We start from the raw sequence: 14,484 nt of genomic DNA, 5'->3' as shown, positions 1-14,484 counted from the left end.
GGTTGAGCACTTCCCAGGCAGTCTCGTTCGAACCCGGCGTGAGCTTGTGCAGCGCCTCGTTCAATTCGCGCAGCGAATGTTGCGAGAGATCGAACACCCTCGCATCGCCCTGGTCACGCTCGGCCTTCGACATTGGGGTTGCCGGCATCAGCTCAATGCTCCCAGAAATAGACGGTTGCGGGCTCGGGCTCCCAGACCCGCGCATTGTCGATGCCGGGCAGCTTGGTCAGCGCGCGATATTCCGAACCGAAGGCGACATACTGGTCGGTCTCGGCCATCACGGCCGGCTTGCAGGCGATCGGGTCGCGCACCACGCCGAAGCCGTTCTTGGTGCCGACAACGAAGGTGAAGAAGCCGTCGAGGTCGGAGAGGGTGCCTTCCAGCGCCTCGCCCAGATTCTTGCCATGCGCCATCCGGTTGGAAAGATAGGCCGCGGCAACTTCGGTGTCGTTCTCGGTCTCGAACTTCATGCCGTCGCGGATCAGCTCGCGGCGCACATTGTTGTGGTTGGAGAGCGAGCCGTTATGCACCAGGCACTGGTCGGCGCCGGTCGAGAACGGATGCGCGCCCATCGTGGTGACCGCCGATTCCGTCGCCATGCGGGTATGGCCGATGCCATGCGTGCCGGTCATCGAGCGCACATGGAAGCGATCGATGACGGTCTCCGGCAGGCCGACCTCCTTGTAGATTTCAACCGCCTCGCCGGCGCCCATGATGCGAATGTCGGGCCTGAGCGTCTGCAGCGCTTCGCGCGCGGCATCGACCTTGTCCGGCGTGGTCCTGATGACGGCGTGCGTCGAATTCACCGCCACGCTCACCGGCGCACCGATCGCCTTGGCGATTTCGGCGTCGAGGCCGCGGAAATCGCGATCCGCCTTCGGCGACTGCACGGTGATCTTGGCTTCATTGCCGGTGGCCGCGCCATAGATGGCGATGCCGGCGCTGTCCGGGCCGCGGTCGCTGAGCGACACCAGCATCTCCGACAGCATGGCGCCGAGCTTCGGCTCCAGCGCCTTGTCCTTCAAGAAAAGTCCGACGATTCCGCACATGCCAGCCTCCAACGTTTTTTGGCTCTCAGATGATGTACCCAATGAGCGAGCCGAATTCAATTGCTATGAAAGAAATTTTCCTGTGGTTACATGTTGGACAGCGCATCGCCCTTGGCACTATCGCCGTCCGGGCGCGCCTTGTGAACCCAGATCGCATGGCGGATGCGCGCGATTTTGTAGGCGTCGAGGATCGAGAAAGCATAGATCAGGAAAGCGCCGGCATGGCGGCCGATGAAGCTGGCATCGGCCGGCGCCAGCTTGGTCGTTATCCAGCCCAGGATCACCATGAAGAACAGGAACTGCAGGCCGCGTACCGGCACGCCGAGCATGACATGGCCGCTTGCCGGCAAAACGACCGCCGCGCCGAGCACGAGATAGGGATTGACGGGAGCAGGGGTGGCGCTCATGCGGCCTGCCTCTCGCGCCGGTTGATGGCTTGGCGAAGCGTGGAGGCGGCATCGAGCAGCCCTTCGATCAGGCCGAGATCGATCCCGGCATCGCCGAACGCGGCCTGCCGGAACACGCCATAGCGTGCGCGCTCGGCTTCGGCCAACAGCCAGACGATGCGCACGCCGTTGGGCGTGATAAGCAATTCCTTGGCGCGCCCCTCGGCAAAGATGTCGATATGCGCGGCGATCAGGTCCTGCGGAAAAGCGACGCCTCTGCGGTCCGTCTTGAGCACCGCGTCGGCGGGAAAGCCGAGCACCTTCGGCAGCGTGTGCGGAAGATGGTCGAAATTGGAGAACGTTGTCGCCGAATTCGGCCGCATCATCATGTCGAAAATGCCCGGCACGGCGACCGGCTCGGTGATCGAGACGCTGAGCCAGCGCGTCGGCAGCTTTCGCGTCGCCAGCGTGTCGACGATGGTGCGCAGCTGAACGCGCTGGCCGTTCCACATGCCGGCCCAGGTGGCGACGCCGGCCGTGCCGCCGGAAATATCGGCGGCATCCGCAACGACGCCGCGGACGCTCGCCGTGTCGGCGGCCAGAGCCGCCTTCGCCCTGTTGCGGCTGACGCGCGCGAGCCAGGCAATATGAGCGACGACCCCCAATGCGATCGCTCCGGCAAGCAATACTGACGTCAGTTCCGACATTTCGACACGCCACGGCCCGCCGTCGAGAGGCGGGCCTTCACTCCACTCAATAACCCTGCGGCTTCGGCCACGGCATGGAGAACTGGTCGCCGCGCCGCACGAACTTGTAGCGATAGAAGTGGAACCACAGCGAGATCAGGAAATAGAACACCGTCATCGCGATCAGCTGTGAGCCGAAGCCGAGGAAGATGGCGAAGAACGTCACCATGCACAGGCAGAACAGCACGATCGCAGGCAGCGGATGGAAGGGATGCGTGTAGCCGCGGCGGATCGAGCCCAACGGCCACTTCTTGCGGAACATCATGATGTTGATGCTCATGAAGGTGTATTGCAGCACGCCCGACAGGATCGAGAAGGTGATCGCCTGGTTGAGGTCGGCGATGAAGGCGAAGGCCAGCGCGATCGGCAGCAGGAACAGGATCGAGCGATAGGGCGTGCGGTATTTCGGATGCACCGCCGAGAACCAGCTTGGCAGGTAGCGGTCGCGGCCGAGCGAGAACCAGGCGCGTGCCGCGTCGTTGATGCAGCCATTGGCCGAGGCGAGCGCCGCCAGCAGCGTCGCGATGAACAAAAGGTTCTCCAGCAGCGGGCTGCCGGTGAGCTTGCCGGCGTCCCACAGCGGATAATAGGTGATGCCAAGATATTCCCAGGGCATCAGCGAGGCGCAGACATACCAGGTCATGGCGGCGGCGATCAGCAGCGTGATCATGCCGGCCATGGTGCCGTAGGGCAGGGAGCGCGCCGGCGAGCGCACTTCCTCGGCCGCCTGCGTGGTGCCCTCGATGCCGAGATAGTACCAGATGCCGAACTGGAAGGCGGCGATCACGCCGATCCAGCCATAGGGCAGCGCGTTGCCGGGCGTGACCAGCTCGTTGAGCTTCAGCACCGCGCCTTGCGTCCACGGACTGACGGAGAAGAACAGGATGACGATCGAGATATAGGCGATGGCTGTGATGACGAAGTTGACGTTGAGCGTCATCAGCACGCCGCGATAGTTGAGCCAGGCGAGCACGACGATGGTCGCGGCGATGAAGGAATTGTGCGTCAGCCCTTCGACGCCTGCCTTGGCGACGATCGTGTCGCCGAGCAGGATCGCGTCCGACACTTCGAGCATCGTGTAGGCGAACACCAGGAACAGCGCGACGTTGAAGGCCATCAGCGGCCCGACAATATGCTTGGCCTGCGCGTACTGGCCGCCGGCGGCGGCGACGGTCGAGGTCACCTCCGAGTCGATCATGGCGACCGAGGTGTAGAGCAGGCCGACGATCCAGCAGACGATCAGCGCGGCCAGCGCGCCGCCCTTGTCTGCTGCGAAATTCCATCCGGTGAACTCGCCGACCAGCACGATGCCGACGCCGAGCGCCCAGACATGGGCGGGGCCGAGCACCCGAAGCAGCGAGACCCTGTCGCCGTGGATCGTCGTCGTCAGTCCCGTTTCAACCGCAGCGGTCATCGTCAGTCCCCACTCAGATCCGGTGTTTCTCGGAAACGGCTTCAAGCTCGCCTTCGCGCGAGGAGGTCAGCACGTCCTCGGAATAGGTCGTGTCGATCTTGAACCAGTCGTAGAGCATCCAGAGCGCAAGCAAGACCGAGATGCCCCAGCAGGCGTAGTTGATTGCCATCCACATGGATCTTGTCCCCGAATTACTTGTCGTCGAATTTTTCGTTGATCACCTCGCGATACTCGCGATCGGAGGCGCGGAACAGGAAGACGAAATAGGCGACCAGCACGATCGCCATGATGATCAGCGTCGGCCAGTCGATGATGTAGTGGAAACGGTTCTGGATGATGTCGTGCGCCGTCTCGGGCGTGTAGCCGAGCTTCTCCCAGATCGATGCCATGGTCGCATTCTGGCCGAGCGCGTCCCAGGTCTTGGCGTCCAGGGGATCGATGGATTTCGCCGCGCCGGCAAGGCCGAGCTTCAGCGGCAGCCACAGCGCCACGAAGATGGCGACCACGACGACGGCGATGTCGAAAATCTGGCCGGCCTTGCTCTGTTCCGGCGGGATGTAGCGGGACATGGTCTTTCCCCTCAGGACTTGCTGTTGCGGAACGCGTCGGCGTTCTTGATGTCGAGGCCGTAGATGAAGTCCTTGTCTTCCTTGTAATGGTTGAGCATCGCCAGGATGGCGGCGGTGTTGAAGATCAGCACCGCGGCAGCCGCGATCACCACCACGAGCTTGATCCCGCTGTCGGGGATGTAGGCCCAGGTCATCAGGAGGACGAAGAGGATCGTCGCCCACAGGCAAACGATCAGCAGCACGGATCCGCGCACGTCGGAACGGTACAGCGCTTCGATGCGCTGCTGCAGGTCGGACATCGGTTTTTCCCCTTCTGGCGACGTCCGGCCCCCGAAATCGACCGGGCGTCCACTCTTTCTAGAGAGTGAAATTTTTTTCATAAATTCCGACCGATCTTCGAAATTGTCAAGCCGGATTTACGCTTCGTAAGGCGTTTGTCCACGGGCAAGAAATTTGCCTGACAATGAAATTATTTGCTTCAAGGGGATTGCAGGCCTCCGCCGTTTGCGGTCAATATTCAAGCCAAGCTCCGCCTCTGAGCAGGAGCAGGGAACAGCAACGACCTAAATTGCACGGAGGACGATCGGATGACGGCATCCTGGAGATTCTCGACCCTGGCGGATCGCCATCGCGCGCTCGGCTCGAAGCTCGAGGACTGGAGCGGCATGGGCACCGCCTGGACCTATGACAAGGATGCCGACGAGGAATATATCGCGATCCGCACCAAGGCCGGGCTGATGGATGTCTCCGGCCTGAAGAAGGTCCACATCACCGGGCCGCACGCTTCGCATCTGATCGACCTAGCCACGACGCGCGATGTGGAGAAGATCTATCCCGGCAAGTCGGCCTATGCCTGCATGCTGAACGAGGCCGGGAAGTTCACCGACGACTGCATCCTCTACCGCATCAGCCCGAACTCGTGGATGGTCGTGCACGGCTCCGGCACCGGCCATGAGGAGTTGCAGCGCGCTGCCATGGGGCGCGACGTCTCGCTGCGCTTCGACGACAATCTGCACGATTTGTCGCTGCAGGGGCCGACCGCCGTCGACTATCTCGCCAAGCATGTGCCGGGCATCCGCGACCTTCCTTATTTCCATCATATGCAGACGCAGCTCTTCGGCTTGCCCGTCATGATCTCGCGCACCGGCTACACCGGCGAGCGAGGTTACGAGATCTTCTGCCGCGGCCAGGACGCCGGAACGATCTGGGATCGCATCCTCGATGAAGGCAAGAGCGCCGGCATCATCCCGTGCCGCTTCACCACGCTCGACATGCTGCGCGTCGAGAGCTATCTGCTCTTCTACCCCTACGACAATTCCCAGAAATATCCGTTCGAGAACGAAGGCCCCGGCGACACGCTGTGGGAGCTCGGCCTCGACTTCACCGTCAGCCCCGGCAAGACCGGTTTCCGCGGCGCCGAGGAGCATTACCGGCTGAAGGGCAAGGAGCGCTTCAAGATTTTTGGCGTGCTGCTCGACGGCAAGGAGCCGGCGGACGAAGGCGCGCCGGTCTATCGCGACGGCAAGAAGGTCGGCGTGGTCACCTGCGCCATGTATTCGCCCCTGGTCGAGAAATCGATGGGCATCGCCCGCCTTGACGTTGACTGCGCGGTCAAGGACACCAGGCTCGAGATCCGCAACAGAAGCGGCTCGATCAAGGCGACGGCGCAACCCTTGCCGTTCGACGATCCGAAGAAGACCAAGCGCACCGCCAAGGGTTGAGGCATCATCAGCGGGGAGGGGATTTAGGGTACTAAGGACGAATGGCAGCCAAGACGATCATCAGCCGGCCCATCTACGGAACGCTCTCTCCGCAGCTGGGCAGGCATCATCTCTTCATCGCCGATGCCGAAGGCGCGCTCGCGATCACCGACATGGCCGGCAAGGCGCCGTCCGGCTTTTTCGACGGCGCGGAAATCGACTTCATTCCAGGCCCGGAGGGCAAGCACATCGCGGCCCTGGAAGCTTTGAAGCCTGCGCAACTCCACATCGCGCCGTCTTTCGCCAGCCTCCTGCCGCGTCTCAAGCAGACGCTGACCAACGCCCATATGGGCCTGCGTCTCTATCTTGCCGGCACCGAGGGCCTGATCGGCCAGGCCATGCAGGTGGCGCTCGAAGCCGGCATGGACCACACCTCCATCCAGACCGAGCATCGCGGCTCGCTGGCGCGGCGCATGCAATGCGTGCACTGCAAGGGCATCACCGAGAACGTTACGACGCAGCCGGCGCTCTGCGCGCATTGCGGCCTGCTGCTCCTGGTGCGCGATCATTATTCGCGGCGCCTCGCCGCCTTCCAGGGCGTGTGCATTAACGCCGAGGATCGCTCGGAGAACCCTCCGATGGAGGAGGCCTTCCCATGAGCACCGGCACCACCAAGCTCGATGTCGTGGTCAGCGACGTCGTTCCCGTCAACGATCTCGTCACCCGCTTCCATTTCCGTCGCCGCGACGGCGAGCTGCTGCCGACTTTCTCCGGCGGCGCCCATGTCGTGGTCGAAATGCGCGACAGTGATCGCACTAGGCTCAACCCCTATTCGCTGATGGGCTCGCCGCTCGACACGCGCGAATACACGATCTCGGTGCGCCGCGACGATGTCGGCCGCGGCGGCTCGCTGTTCATGCACCGGCAGGTCAAACCTGGCCTGGAGATGGTGATCAGCTATCCAGTCAATCTGTTCTCGCTGGATCTCAGGGCGAAGAAGCATCTCATGCTGGCCGGCGGCATCGGCATCACGCCCTTTATGGCGCAGACGTCGCAACTGGCGGCGGGCGGGGGCAATTTCGAGCTGCACTACACCTGCCGTACCGCTGCGCTCGGCACCTATGCCGATGTCTTGCGGCAGCGCTACGGCAACCGGGTCAGGCTCTATCACGACGACCGCGAGGAGCGCATCGACCTCGACCGGCTCCTGTCCTCGCAGCCGCTTGGCACGCATCTCTATGTCTGCGGCCCGAGCGGCATGATCAACTGGGTGCGCGACCGCGCAGCTAGCCTCGGCTGGCCATCGGAGACGGTGCATTTCGAGCATTTCGCCGCACCCCAGCCCGGCGCGCCTTTCGACGTGACCCTGGCGGTCAGCGGCAAGACCATCCGCGTCGGCGAGCAGCAGAGCCTGCTGGAAGCCATGGAAGCGGCCGGCGTCGACCCGCCCTATCTCTGCCGCGGCGGCGTCTGCGGCCAATGCGAGACCAATGTGATCTCCTCCGACGGCAAGTTCATCCACAACGATCACTGGCTGAGCGAGGAAGACCACCGTTCAGGCTGCAAGATCATGCCTTGCGTCTCGCGCTTCGAGGGCAAGTCGCTGGTCCTGGAAAGATAGGAGGCGTCAATGGGCATCACCTTTCGCAAGGAAACCTTCCGCGACGACTACACCTTCAGGAACAGCCCGGAGCACATCCGGCGCTTTCCGTTCCCGTTCAACGAAGACGCCTACATGTATGCCGTCAACATCGAGCCGCATGTCGTCGGCCCGAAAGGCTCAGTGCTTGAGAACCTGATCGACGTCGACGAGCATTATGTCGCCGAGATGCAGGACCGCGCCTTGGTGTTGGCCGAGGATCCGCTGCGCTGCCAGTCGCTGCCGCATATGACGCTCGCAGGCTGGGACCTGCTCGAGCTTCTGATGGAGCAGCAGGCGCTCGGCTATCCCGAGCATTTCACGCTGGAGCGCGATGGCGACCGCTGGCGCTGGATCAACCGGCCGCTCGGCATCGACGATGCTTTCACCTTCGGCGACACCTCGACGCTGCCCTATGGCCCGATGGAATACATCACCCGCCAGAGCCAGGGGGATTTCTGCATCCTCGACCAGCGCGACGGCAATCTGTGGATGGATGCCGGCATGGTCACCACCCAGGCAGACTGGTCGCTCGATTTCGACATCGGCATGAACTTCTTCGAGTGGCACGCGCCGGTGCCGCTGGCGCATGAGAAGGGCATCTTCACCCGCGCTCTGAAATTTCTCACCAACATTCAGCAGGGCAAGCCGGCCAGGCGCCTCAACTGGACAATGACCATCAACCCGCGCCTCGACACCAGCCCCGAGAATTATCACAAATGGGGTCCGGACCGCGCCACGGTCACGCCCGAAAATGTCGGCGACAAGGTGCACCTGCGGGTCGAACTGCAGAGCTTCTGGCGGCTGCCGCGCTCCAATGCCATCGTCTTCCCGATCCGCTGCTACCTGATCAAGATGGACGAGCTGGTCACCCAGCCGAAATGGGCCCGCCGCCTGCACCGCGTTATCCGCGACCTGCCGGAGGAACTCGCAACCTACAAGGGCCTGACGCGGTATCGGCCGACGCTGGTGGAATGGCTGTCCAAGCTTGATGATGGCAGCCCGACGTCACCGGGATTTGGGCCGGACTGAAGACTTGGGTTCCTCGCTCCCGCAAAGCGGGGGAGAGGTGTCCGCGAAGCGGACGGAGAGGGGGTCTTCGTAGGGCGCTCCCCTCTCCGTCTCGGCTTCGCCGAGCCACCTCTCCCCACTATCGTGGGGCGAGGAACCAGGTGCCTCACCCAGCGCTGTTCTGCGGATAGCAAATGATCGACAGATATCGCATCGGTAGCTGCGTCAGCTCTTCCGGTCCGTGCGGCGCGTCGGCGTCGAAGAACAGGCTGTCGCCCGGCTTCATCGGATAGAGGTTGTTGCCGTGGCGGTAAACGACCTCGCCCTCGAGCATGTAGAGGAACTCCATGCCGGCATGCTGGAAGGTCGGGAACACGTCCGAATTCTCGGTCAGCGTGATGAGGTAGGGCTCGACCACGACGCCGCTGGTGTTGGCGCCGATATGTCCCAGCAGATTGTACTGGTGGCCGGCGCGCGTGCCGCGCCGCTCGACATCGACGCCTTCGCCCGCCTTCACGAAGACGGCGCTGTGCTCTTCCTCGAATCGGCGGAAGAAGGCGGTCACCGGAACGCCCAGCGCCCGCGACAGCGCCTGCAACGTCGTCAGCGATGGCGAGGTGATGCCGTTCTCGATCTTGGAGAGCATGCCGAGCGAAATGTCGGTGGCCGCGGCGAGATCGGCGACGGTGATGCCGAGCTTCTTGCGGAAGGCGCGCACCTCATGGCCGATCGCCACTTCGAGCACCTTTTCGCGCGTGTCGCGGATGGCATGCGGATTCTGCGTCAGCGGCGTGCGGATCGAGCGTCCGTCGGCCGAAACGCGTTTCGGCGGCGCCTTGTCCTTTGCGGCCGCAGCGGCGGGCTTTGTGTCAGAAGTCTTGTTCGGCATGTCGCCCCCGAATCCGCGGATTTATTTCACTCTAGGTGAACATATGCGGTGGCGATACAGGAGCGCAACCGCGAGGGCAAGCATCGGATGTCGCGGCAATTCTTTATGGCGGTTTCCGTTTTCCGCCGAAATCCGTTTGCCGCAAAGCCCTTGCCCCCAGATGCCTGTTGACAGCACCGAAGACCCAATTACTGTCACTGTGAGTGAAATTTGTTTCGTGAGAGCAATTCCAGGAAAAGTGTCGAACGGTTTCCGTCCGGAATTGCGTCAAGAGAAAAGTCGCAATCAAAAAAGGAGGCCCGCAATGAAATCTCGTGTCGCCGTCATCGGAGCCGGACCGTCGGGCCTGGCGCAGCTCAGGGCCTTCAAGTCGGCCGCCGACAAGGGCGCCGAGATCCCGGAAATCGTCTGTTTTGAAAAGCAGAGCGACTGGGGCGGCCTGTGGAACTACACCTGGCGCACCGGCCTCGACGAGCATGGCGATCCGGTGCACGGCTCGATGTACCGCTATCTGTGGTCGAACGGCCCGAAGGAATGCCTCGAATTCGCCGACTACACTTTCGAGGAGCATTTCGGCCGGCCGATCGCCTCCTATCCGCCGCGCGCCGTTTTGTGGGACTACATCAAGGGCCGCGTCGAGAAATCCGGGGTGCGCAAATGGGTGCGGTTCAACACGCCCGTGCGCATGGTCACCTACTCCGACGAGACCGGGAAATTCACCGTCACCGCGCATGACCGCACCAACGATGTGACCTATTCGGAAGAGTTCGACAATGTCGTCGTCGCCTCCGGCCATTTCTCCGTGCCAAACGTGCCGTATTTCGAGGGCTTTTCTACTTTCAACGGCCGCATCCTGCACAGCCACGATTTCCGCGATGCCATGGAGTTCAAGGGCAAGGACATATTGATCATCGGCCGCTCCTATTCGGCCGAGGACATCGGTTCGCAATGCTACAAATACGGCGCGAAGTCGATCACCACCAGCTACCGTTCCAAGCCGATGGGCTTCAAATGGCCGGAGAACTGGAAGGAGGTGCCCCTGCTGCAGAAGGTCGTCGGCAAGACGGCGCATTTCAAGGATGGCACCACCAAGGATGTCGACGCCATCATCCTGTGCACCGGCTACCTGCACTCCTTCCCCTTCCTCACCGACGATCTCAAGCTCAAGACCGCCAACCGCATGTGGCCACTCGATCTCTATAAAGGCGTCGTCTGGGAGATGAACCCAAAACTGTTCTACATCGGCATGCAGGACCAGTTCTACACTTTCAACATGTTCGACGCGCAGGCCTGGTACGCCCGCGACGTCATCATGGGCCGCATCAAGCTGCCCTCGGCAGAGGCGATGGCCGAGCACAGTGCCAAGTGGCGGGCCCGCGAAGAGACGCTGGAGGACGCCGAGCAGATGATCTGGTTCCAGGGCGACTACACCAAGGAACTGATGGACCAGACCGATTATCCGGGCTTCGACGTCGAGGCGGTCAACCACACCTTCATGGAGTGGGAGCATCACAAGATGGAAAACATCATGACCTTCCGCGACAACGCTTATCGCTCGCTGATGACCGGCACCATGGCGCCGCTCCACCATACGCCGTGGCTGCAGGCGCTGGACGATTCGATGGAGAGCTATCTCGAGGTGAAGGGCGTGGCGGCGGAGTAGGACAGCGCGCCTCCGCCCGCATCCGTCAAGTCAGCAAGGTGAGCGTCTCTCGGGACACCCCACCAGTCTACCAGCACACGTAGCCGCCATCGACGATCAGGTCGAGGCCGGTCACGAAGCTGGACGCGCGGCTGGCCAGGAACACGGTCGGCCCGACCATTTCCTCCGGCGCCGCCATACGGCCCATCGGCGTGTCGCGCTTGAAGATCTTTATTTCCTCCGCGACCTCCGGCCGCTTGTTCATCGGCGTCAGCGTGTAGCCCGGGCTGACGACATTGACGCGCAGGCCACGGTCCGCCCACTCCATGGCGAAGCTCTTCGACATGTGGATGACGGCGGCTTTGGAGGAATTGTAATGCGCCTGCGTCAGCCCCCGGTTGACGATGGTGCCCGACATCGAGGCGATGTTGATGATCGAGCCCGCGCGCCGGGGAAGCATGACGCGTGCCTCGGCCTGGCAGGACAGAAACACACCTGCGACATTGACCTCGTGCACCTTGCGCCATTTTTCCAGCGGCATGGTCTCGGCCGCTTCCGATCCGGCAATGCCGGCATTGTTGACAGCAACGGTCAGCGCGCCGAGTTCGGCTTCGACCCGATCGATCGCCGCGGCGAGGTCGGTCTCGGACGTCACGCTCCCCGCCAGCACCAGCGCCTTGCGGCCGAGCGCCGTGATCTTGTCGGCAGTCTGCTCCAGTCCGCCGTTCGAGGCATGGCCGAAGCAGGCGACATCGGCGCCGGCCTCGGCAAGCCCGATCGCGATCGCCTGACCGATGCCGCTGCCGGCGCCCGTCACCAGCGCCACGCCGCCGTCCAGTTTGAAAAGATCCATCGCACCCTCCCTGATTGCGGGAGGGTATGCGCTGAATGGCGCCTCGATCAAGCGGCCTGATCTGGCTGGCCGGAGGCCTCGAGGTTCAGAAATAGCCGTCCGACGCCGCAGTCGCTTCCTTGGGGATCTCCACGCCGTCGACCAGGATCTTGTCGACCAGTTCGTGATGGAAGCAGACCAGCCCCTTGATGCGCTCGGCCTCATGGACCGGCTCGGGATAATACCAGACCAGGTTCTCGTGCCGCTTCTTCGGCGTCGTCACATGGTAGTAGTTGGAGATGCCCTTGTAGGGGCAGCGCGAGATGTAGCGGCTGGGCGCAAACATATCGAGGCGAGTGTCGGAGATCGGCAGGTAGTGCCGAACCGGATGTCCGGTCTCGAACAGGAACACGCCGCGCCGTGAATCGGCCACCTGCTCGCCGTCGAGGATCACCTGCACCCGCCGCGACGAAGGCAGGCAGTCGACGCGGCGGAACGGGTCGCGGGCATGGACGAAGATCTCTTCGTCCTCTTCAAACCAGTGGGTCATCTTCGGCCAGTAGAAGGAGATGTAGTCCTGGATCGGCGGACAGCCCTTGACGGGGTCGAGGTAGCGCCAGGCGCCGTCCTCGACCAGCGTGATGCCGGTGTTGAGCGAATAGTGCGTGGCGACACCCTTGAACGGGTCCTCCGTCGTCGTGTGGCTGGGCAACAGGAACTCCTCGCGCACATCGCTCATCGGGAAGTAATAGACCGGCAGATGGTCGCTCTCCTGGAACACCAGCGCCTTGGTGGTGTCGGCGACGATCATCGGTCCCACCTGCACCCTGATCCGCTTGGGCGAGGGCATGGTGAAGGCGACATAGCCCGGTTCGAACTCGTACTGCACGATGCCGTCGAGGATCGGGAAATGCGGCCCGCGGCCGCGCAGATGGGGCTTGCGAATGGTCGTCGTCCTCTTCTCGTCGTTTGCCGCCGGGCCCTTGCGCGCGGTCACGGTCATGGCGCCACCGATACACGATCGAGCAGCAGGCCGGCGGCGATCGGCGGCACCCCGCTGACAGTCTTGCGCACCGGCACCAGCAGGTCCGGGAAATAGCTGAAGATCACCGGCGTTTCGTCGAGCAGCAGCTTCTGGATGTCGGAAGCGGCCTTGCGCTGGGCATCGAGGTCGAGCGCCTTGAGATAGCCGGTGACCAGCCCGTCATAGGTCGCGTTCTTGAAATGCGCCGCGTTCCACGGACCGTCGCTGACGAGCGGGCTTTTCAGGAAGACGTTCGGCATGCTGCGATGCGCGTAGTCGGTGATGCCGAGCGGGCTGTCCAGCCAGTCCGACTGGCCGAACACCGCCTTGCCGTAATATTTGTCCTGATCTTCGATGTTGAGCGCAATGCGCGCGCCGATCTCCTTGGCGAAGTTCTGGAACAGCTGCGCGTAGCCCGGGATGTCGGAATAGCGCAGCGTCGTCAGCGTCATGTCGAAGCCGCCGCCAAGGCCGGCCGCCTCCATCAGCTGCTTGGCCTTGGCGATGTCCTGCGTGCGCTGGGCAATCGATTTGTCAGTGACCGGGAAGGCCGGCGCGAACGGGCTGTCATTGCCGGTCGCCGCCATGCCGCGGCAGAGTCCGTCGACCAGCTTGGAGCGGTCGATGCACAGAGCCAGCGCCTGGCGCACGCGCTTGTCGGTGAAGGGCGCCATGTCGCATCGCATATGCAGCTGGCGATGCGCGGTCGACGCCACGCGCAGCACCGTTATGTCGGGATTGCCCAGCACCACCTGGCTGACGTCGAGCGGGATGGCGTCGAGCACGTCGACCTCGCCCGCCTGCAGCGCGAGAATCCGCGGCTGCACGTCGCCATAGAACTTGAATTCCAGCCGGTCGGGCAGCGCCTTCTCGCCCCAGTAATCGGCATTGCGCACGAAGGTCGCGCCGACCTTCGGCGTGTAGCTTTCGAGCCGGAACGGACCGGTGCCCTCGAAGGTCTTCTCGTAGTCGCCCTTGTAGCTCGCCGGCAGGATGACGGCGTTGTAATTGTCGATCGACACCGAATAGGGGAAGCTGCCGTTCGGCGCGTCGAGATGGAATTCGACCGTGTGGTCGTCGACCTTGCGCGTGCCGCCTTTCGACAGCAGGCCCTTGAACACCGAGAGAGCGTTGGACGGGCCGTTCGGATCGGCAAGGCGATCGAAGGTCGCCACGACGTCGTCGGCCTTGAAGTCCTCGCCATTGTGGAATTTCACGCCCTTGCGCAGCTTGAAGGTCCACACGCTGCCATCGGCATTGGGCGACCAGCTTTCGGCCAGCACCGGCTTCAGCGTCAGGTCGGGCTGCGTCACGCACAGGAACTCGGACGTCTGGAAGGCGAGCTGGTAGCTGCCGCTGTCGTAGAAGGTCACCGGATCGATGGCGCCGCCGGGCACGGCGATGCCGGCGCGCACCGTGCCGCCCGGCTTGCCCTCGGCGCGCGCCTGCGGAGCGCCAAGGCCAACCGCCGAAGCGATGCCGCCGAGGAAAGGCAGCGACAGGCCGAGCACGCTGCCATGGCGCAGGAATTCGCGCCGGCCGATCCTGCCGGCGAGCAATTCGTCGATAGCGGAATTTTCGAT

General features: G+C 63.1%; 16 protein-coding genes and 1 pseudogene. 5 read left to right on the top strand and 12 right to left on the bottom strand.

The window, feature by feature from the left end; translation table 11 throughout:
- The 8 genes and pseudogenes from EOA23_RS22660 to EOA23_RS22625 all read right to left on the bottom strand — a co-directional run.
- Positions 1-148 (bottom strand): annotated as a pseudogene (locus EOA23_RS22660) (protein GlxC); the annotation flags it as partial.
- Positions 149-152: 4 nt separating this feature from the next.
- On the bottom strand, positions 153-1,049 hold the full coding sequence (locus EOA23_RS22655) for a glutamine amidotransferase family protein (protein WP_127305785.1): 897 nt from the start codon (positions 1,047-1,049) through the stop codon (positions 153-155).
- A gap of 86 nt (positions 1,050-1,135) precedes the next feature.
- Positions 1,136-1,456: a hypothetical protein gene (locus EOA23_RS22650; protein WP_127305784.1), complete on the bottom strand. Its 321-nt coding sequence runs from the start codon at positions 1,454-1,456 to the stop codon at positions 1,136-1,138.
- Positions 1,453-2,142, bottom strand: coding sequence for a hypothetical protein (locus EOA23_RS22645; RefSeq protein WP_127305783.1), 690 nt, complete (start codon positions 2,140-2,142; stop codon positions 1,453-1,455). The genes EOA23_RS22650 and EOA23_RS22645 overlap by 4 nt, the downstream gene beginning before the upstream one ends.
- Before the next feature lie 46 nt (positions 2,143-2,188).
- On the bottom strand, positions 2,189-3,595 hold the full coding sequence (locus tag EOA23_RS22640) for an amino acid permease (protein WP_126062329.1): 1,407 nt from the start codon (positions 3,593-3,595) through the stop codon (positions 2,189-2,191).
- 13 nt (positions 3,596-3,608) lie between these two features.
- On the bottom strand, positions 3,609-3,770 hold the full coding sequence (locus tag EOA23_RS22635) for a hypothetical protein (protein ID WP_042645899.1): 162 nt from the start codon (positions 3,768-3,770) through the stop codon (positions 3,609-3,611).
- A 16-nt stretch (positions 3,771-3,786) separates the two neighbouring features.
- Positions 3,787-4,164: a hypothetical protein gene (locus tag EOA23_RS22630; protein WP_042645898.1), complete on the bottom strand. Its 378-nt coding sequence runs from the start codon at positions 4,162-4,164 to the stop codon at positions 3,787-3,789.
- 11 nt (positions 4,165-4,175) lie between these two features.
- Complete coding sequence (locus EOA23_RS22625; RefSeq protein ID WP_126062327.1) at positions 4,176-4,463, bottom strand: hypothetical protein; 288 nt, start codon at positions 4,461-4,463, stop codon at positions 4,176-4,178.
- A 288-nt stretch (positions 4,464-4,751) separates the two neighbouring features.
- Between EOA23_RS22625 and EOA23_RS22620 the strand changes: the two genes are divergently transcribed.
- The 4 genes from EOA23_RS22620 to EOA23_RS22605 are packed head-to-tail and all read left to right on the top strand — an operon-like array spanning position 4,752 to position 8,535.
- A complete protein-coding gene (locus tag EOA23_RS22620) occupies positions 4,752-5,885 on the top strand; it encodes an aminomethyltransferase family protein (RefSeq protein WP_127305782.1) in 1,134 nt (377 codons plus the stop codon).
- Between the two features lie 41 nt (positions 5,886-5,926).
- Positions 5,927-6,523: a dimethylamine monooxygenase subunit DmmA family protein gene (locus EOA23_RS22615; RefSeq protein WP_127305781.1), complete on the top strand. Its 597-nt coding sequence runs from the start codon at positions 5,927-5,929 to the stop codon at positions 6,521-6,523.
- Entirely contained in the window at positions 6,520-7,485 is a 966-nt protein-coding gene (locus EOA23_RS22610; RefSeq protein ID WP_127305780.1) for a PDR/VanB family oxidoreductase, read from the top strand. The genes EOA23_RS22615 and EOA23_RS22610 overlap by 4 nt, the downstream gene beginning before the upstream one ends.
- Positions 7,486-7,494: 9 nt before the next feature.
- The gene (locus tag EOA23_RS22605) at positions 7,495-8,535 is read left to right on the top strand and encodes a DUF3445 domain-containing protein (RefSeq protein ID WP_127305779.1); all 1,041 of its coding nucleotides are present in this window, start codon (positions 7,495-7,497) and stop codon (positions 8,533-8,535) included.
- Positions 8,536-8,680: 145 nt separating this feature from the next.
- Here the strand turns inward: EOA23_RS22605 and EOA23_RS22600 are convergent, their stop codons facing one another.
- The gene (locus tag EOA23_RS22600; protein ID WP_126062322.1) at positions 8,681-9,403 is read right to left on the bottom strand and encodes an XRE family transcriptional regulator; all 723 of its coding nucleotides are present in this window, start codon (positions 9,401-9,403) and stop codon (positions 8,681-8,683) included.
- A gap of 304 nt (positions 9,404-9,707) precedes the next feature.
- Between EOA23_RS22600 and EOA23_RS22595 the strand changes: the two genes are divergently transcribed.
- Positions 9,708-11,066: an NAD(P)/FAD-dependent oxidoreductase gene (locus EOA23_RS22595; protein ID WP_127305778.1), complete on the top strand. Its 1,359-nt coding sequence runs from the start codon at positions 9,708-9,710 to the stop codon at positions 11,064-11,066.
- Positions 11,067-11,133: 67 nt separating this feature from the next.
- On the opposite strand, the gene EOA23_RS22590 is transcribed toward EOA23_RS22595, so the two are convergent.
- The 3 genes from EOA23_RS22590 to EOA23_RS22580 all read right to left on the bottom strand — a co-directional run.
- The gene (locus tag EOA23_RS22590; RefSeq protein ID WP_127305777.1) at positions 11,134-11,898 is read right to left on the bottom strand and encodes an SDR family oxidoreductase; all 765 of its coding nucleotides are present in this window, start codon (positions 11,896-11,898) and stop codon (positions 11,134-11,136) included.
- A gap of 85 nt (positions 11,899-11,983) precedes the next feature.
- The gene (locus EOA23_RS22585) at positions 11,984-12,880 is read right to left on the bottom strand and encodes a DUF427 domain-containing protein (RefSeq protein WP_127305776.1); all 897 of its coding nucleotides are present in this window, start codon (positions 12,878-12,880) and stop codon (positions 11,984-11,986) included.
- Positions 12,877-14,484 (bottom strand): ABC transporter substrate-binding protein (locus EOA23_RS22580; protein ID WP_145966459.1); only part of this gene is annotated, 1,608 nt, incomplete at its 5' end. The genes EOA23_RS22585 and EOA23_RS22580, both read right to left, overlap by 4 nt.

Source organism: Mesorhizobium sp. M2A.F.Ca.ET.042.01.1.1, from assembly GCF_003997405.1.
Taxonomy (GTDB): domain Bacteria; phylum Pseudomonadota; class Alphaproteobacteria; order Rhizobiales; family Rhizobiaceae; genus Mesorhizobium.
This window is presented reverse-complemented; position numbering and strand designations above follow the sequence as displayed.

Excerpts from the sequence above, each read along its gene's own strand:
- EOA23_RS22610 (WP_127305780.1), top strand. The coding sequence starts at position 6,520 with ATGAGCACCGGCACCACCAAGCTCGATGTCGTGGTCAGCGACGTCGTT.
- EOA23_RS22590 (WP_127305777.1), bottom strand. The coding sequence starts at position 11,898 with ATGGATCTTTTCAAACTGGACGGCGGCGTGGCGCTGGTGACGGGCGCC.
- EOA23_RS22635 (WP_042645899.1), bottom strand. The coding sequence starts at position 3,770 with ATGTGGATGGCAATCAACTACGCCTGCTGGGGCATCTCGGTCTTGCTT.
- EOA23_RS22625 (WP_126062327.1), bottom strand. The coding sequence starts at position 4,463 with ATGTCCGACCTGCAGCAGCGCATCGAAGCGCTGTACCGTTCCGACGTG.
- EOA23_RS22650 (WP_127305784.1), bottom strand. The coding sequence starts at position 1,456 with ATGAGCGCCACCCCTGCTCCCGTCAATCCCTATCTCGTGCTCGGCGCG.
- EOA23_RS22630 (WP_042645898.1), bottom strand. The coding sequence starts at position 4,164 with ATGTCCCGCTACATCCCGCCGGAACAGAGCAAGGCCGGCCAGATTTTC.
- EOA23_RS22645 (WP_127305783.1), bottom strand. The coding sequence starts at position 2,142 with ATGTCGGAACTGACGTCAGTATTGCTTGCCGGAGCGATCGCATTGGGG.
- EOA23_RS22655 (WP_127305785.1), bottom strand. The coding sequence starts at position 1,049 with ATGTGCGGAATCGTCGGACTTTTCTTGAAGGACAAGGCGCTGGAGCCG.
- EOA23_RS22620 (WP_127305782.1), top strand. The coding sequence starts at position 4,752 with ATGACGGCATCCTGGAGATTCTCGACCCTGGCGGATCGCCATCGCGCG.
- EOA23_RS22585 (WP_127305776.1), bottom strand. The coding sequence starts at position 12,880 with ATGACCGTGACCGCGCGCAAGGGCCCGGCGGCAAACGACGAGAAGAGG.
- EOA23_RS22615 (WP_127305781.1), top strand. The coding sequence starts at position 5,927 with ATGGCAGCCAAGACGATCATCAGCCGGCCCATCTACGGAACGCTCTCT.
- EOA23_RS22605 (WP_127305779.1), top strand. The coding sequence starts at position 7,495 with ATGGGCATCACCTTTCGCAAGGAAACCTTCCGCGACGACTACACCTTC.
- EOA23_RS22595 (WP_127305778.1), top strand. The coding sequence starts at position 9,708 with ATGAAATCTCGTGTCGCCGTCATCGGAGCCGGACCGTCGGGCCTGGCG.
- EOA23_RS22600 (WP_126062322.1), bottom strand. The coding sequence starts at position 9,403 with ATGCCGAACAAGACTTCTGACACAAAGCCCGCCGCTGCGGCCGCAAAG.
- EOA23_RS22640 (WP_126062329.1), bottom strand. The coding sequence starts at position 3,595 with ATGACCGCTGCGGTTGAAACGGGACTGACGACGACGATCCACGGCGAC.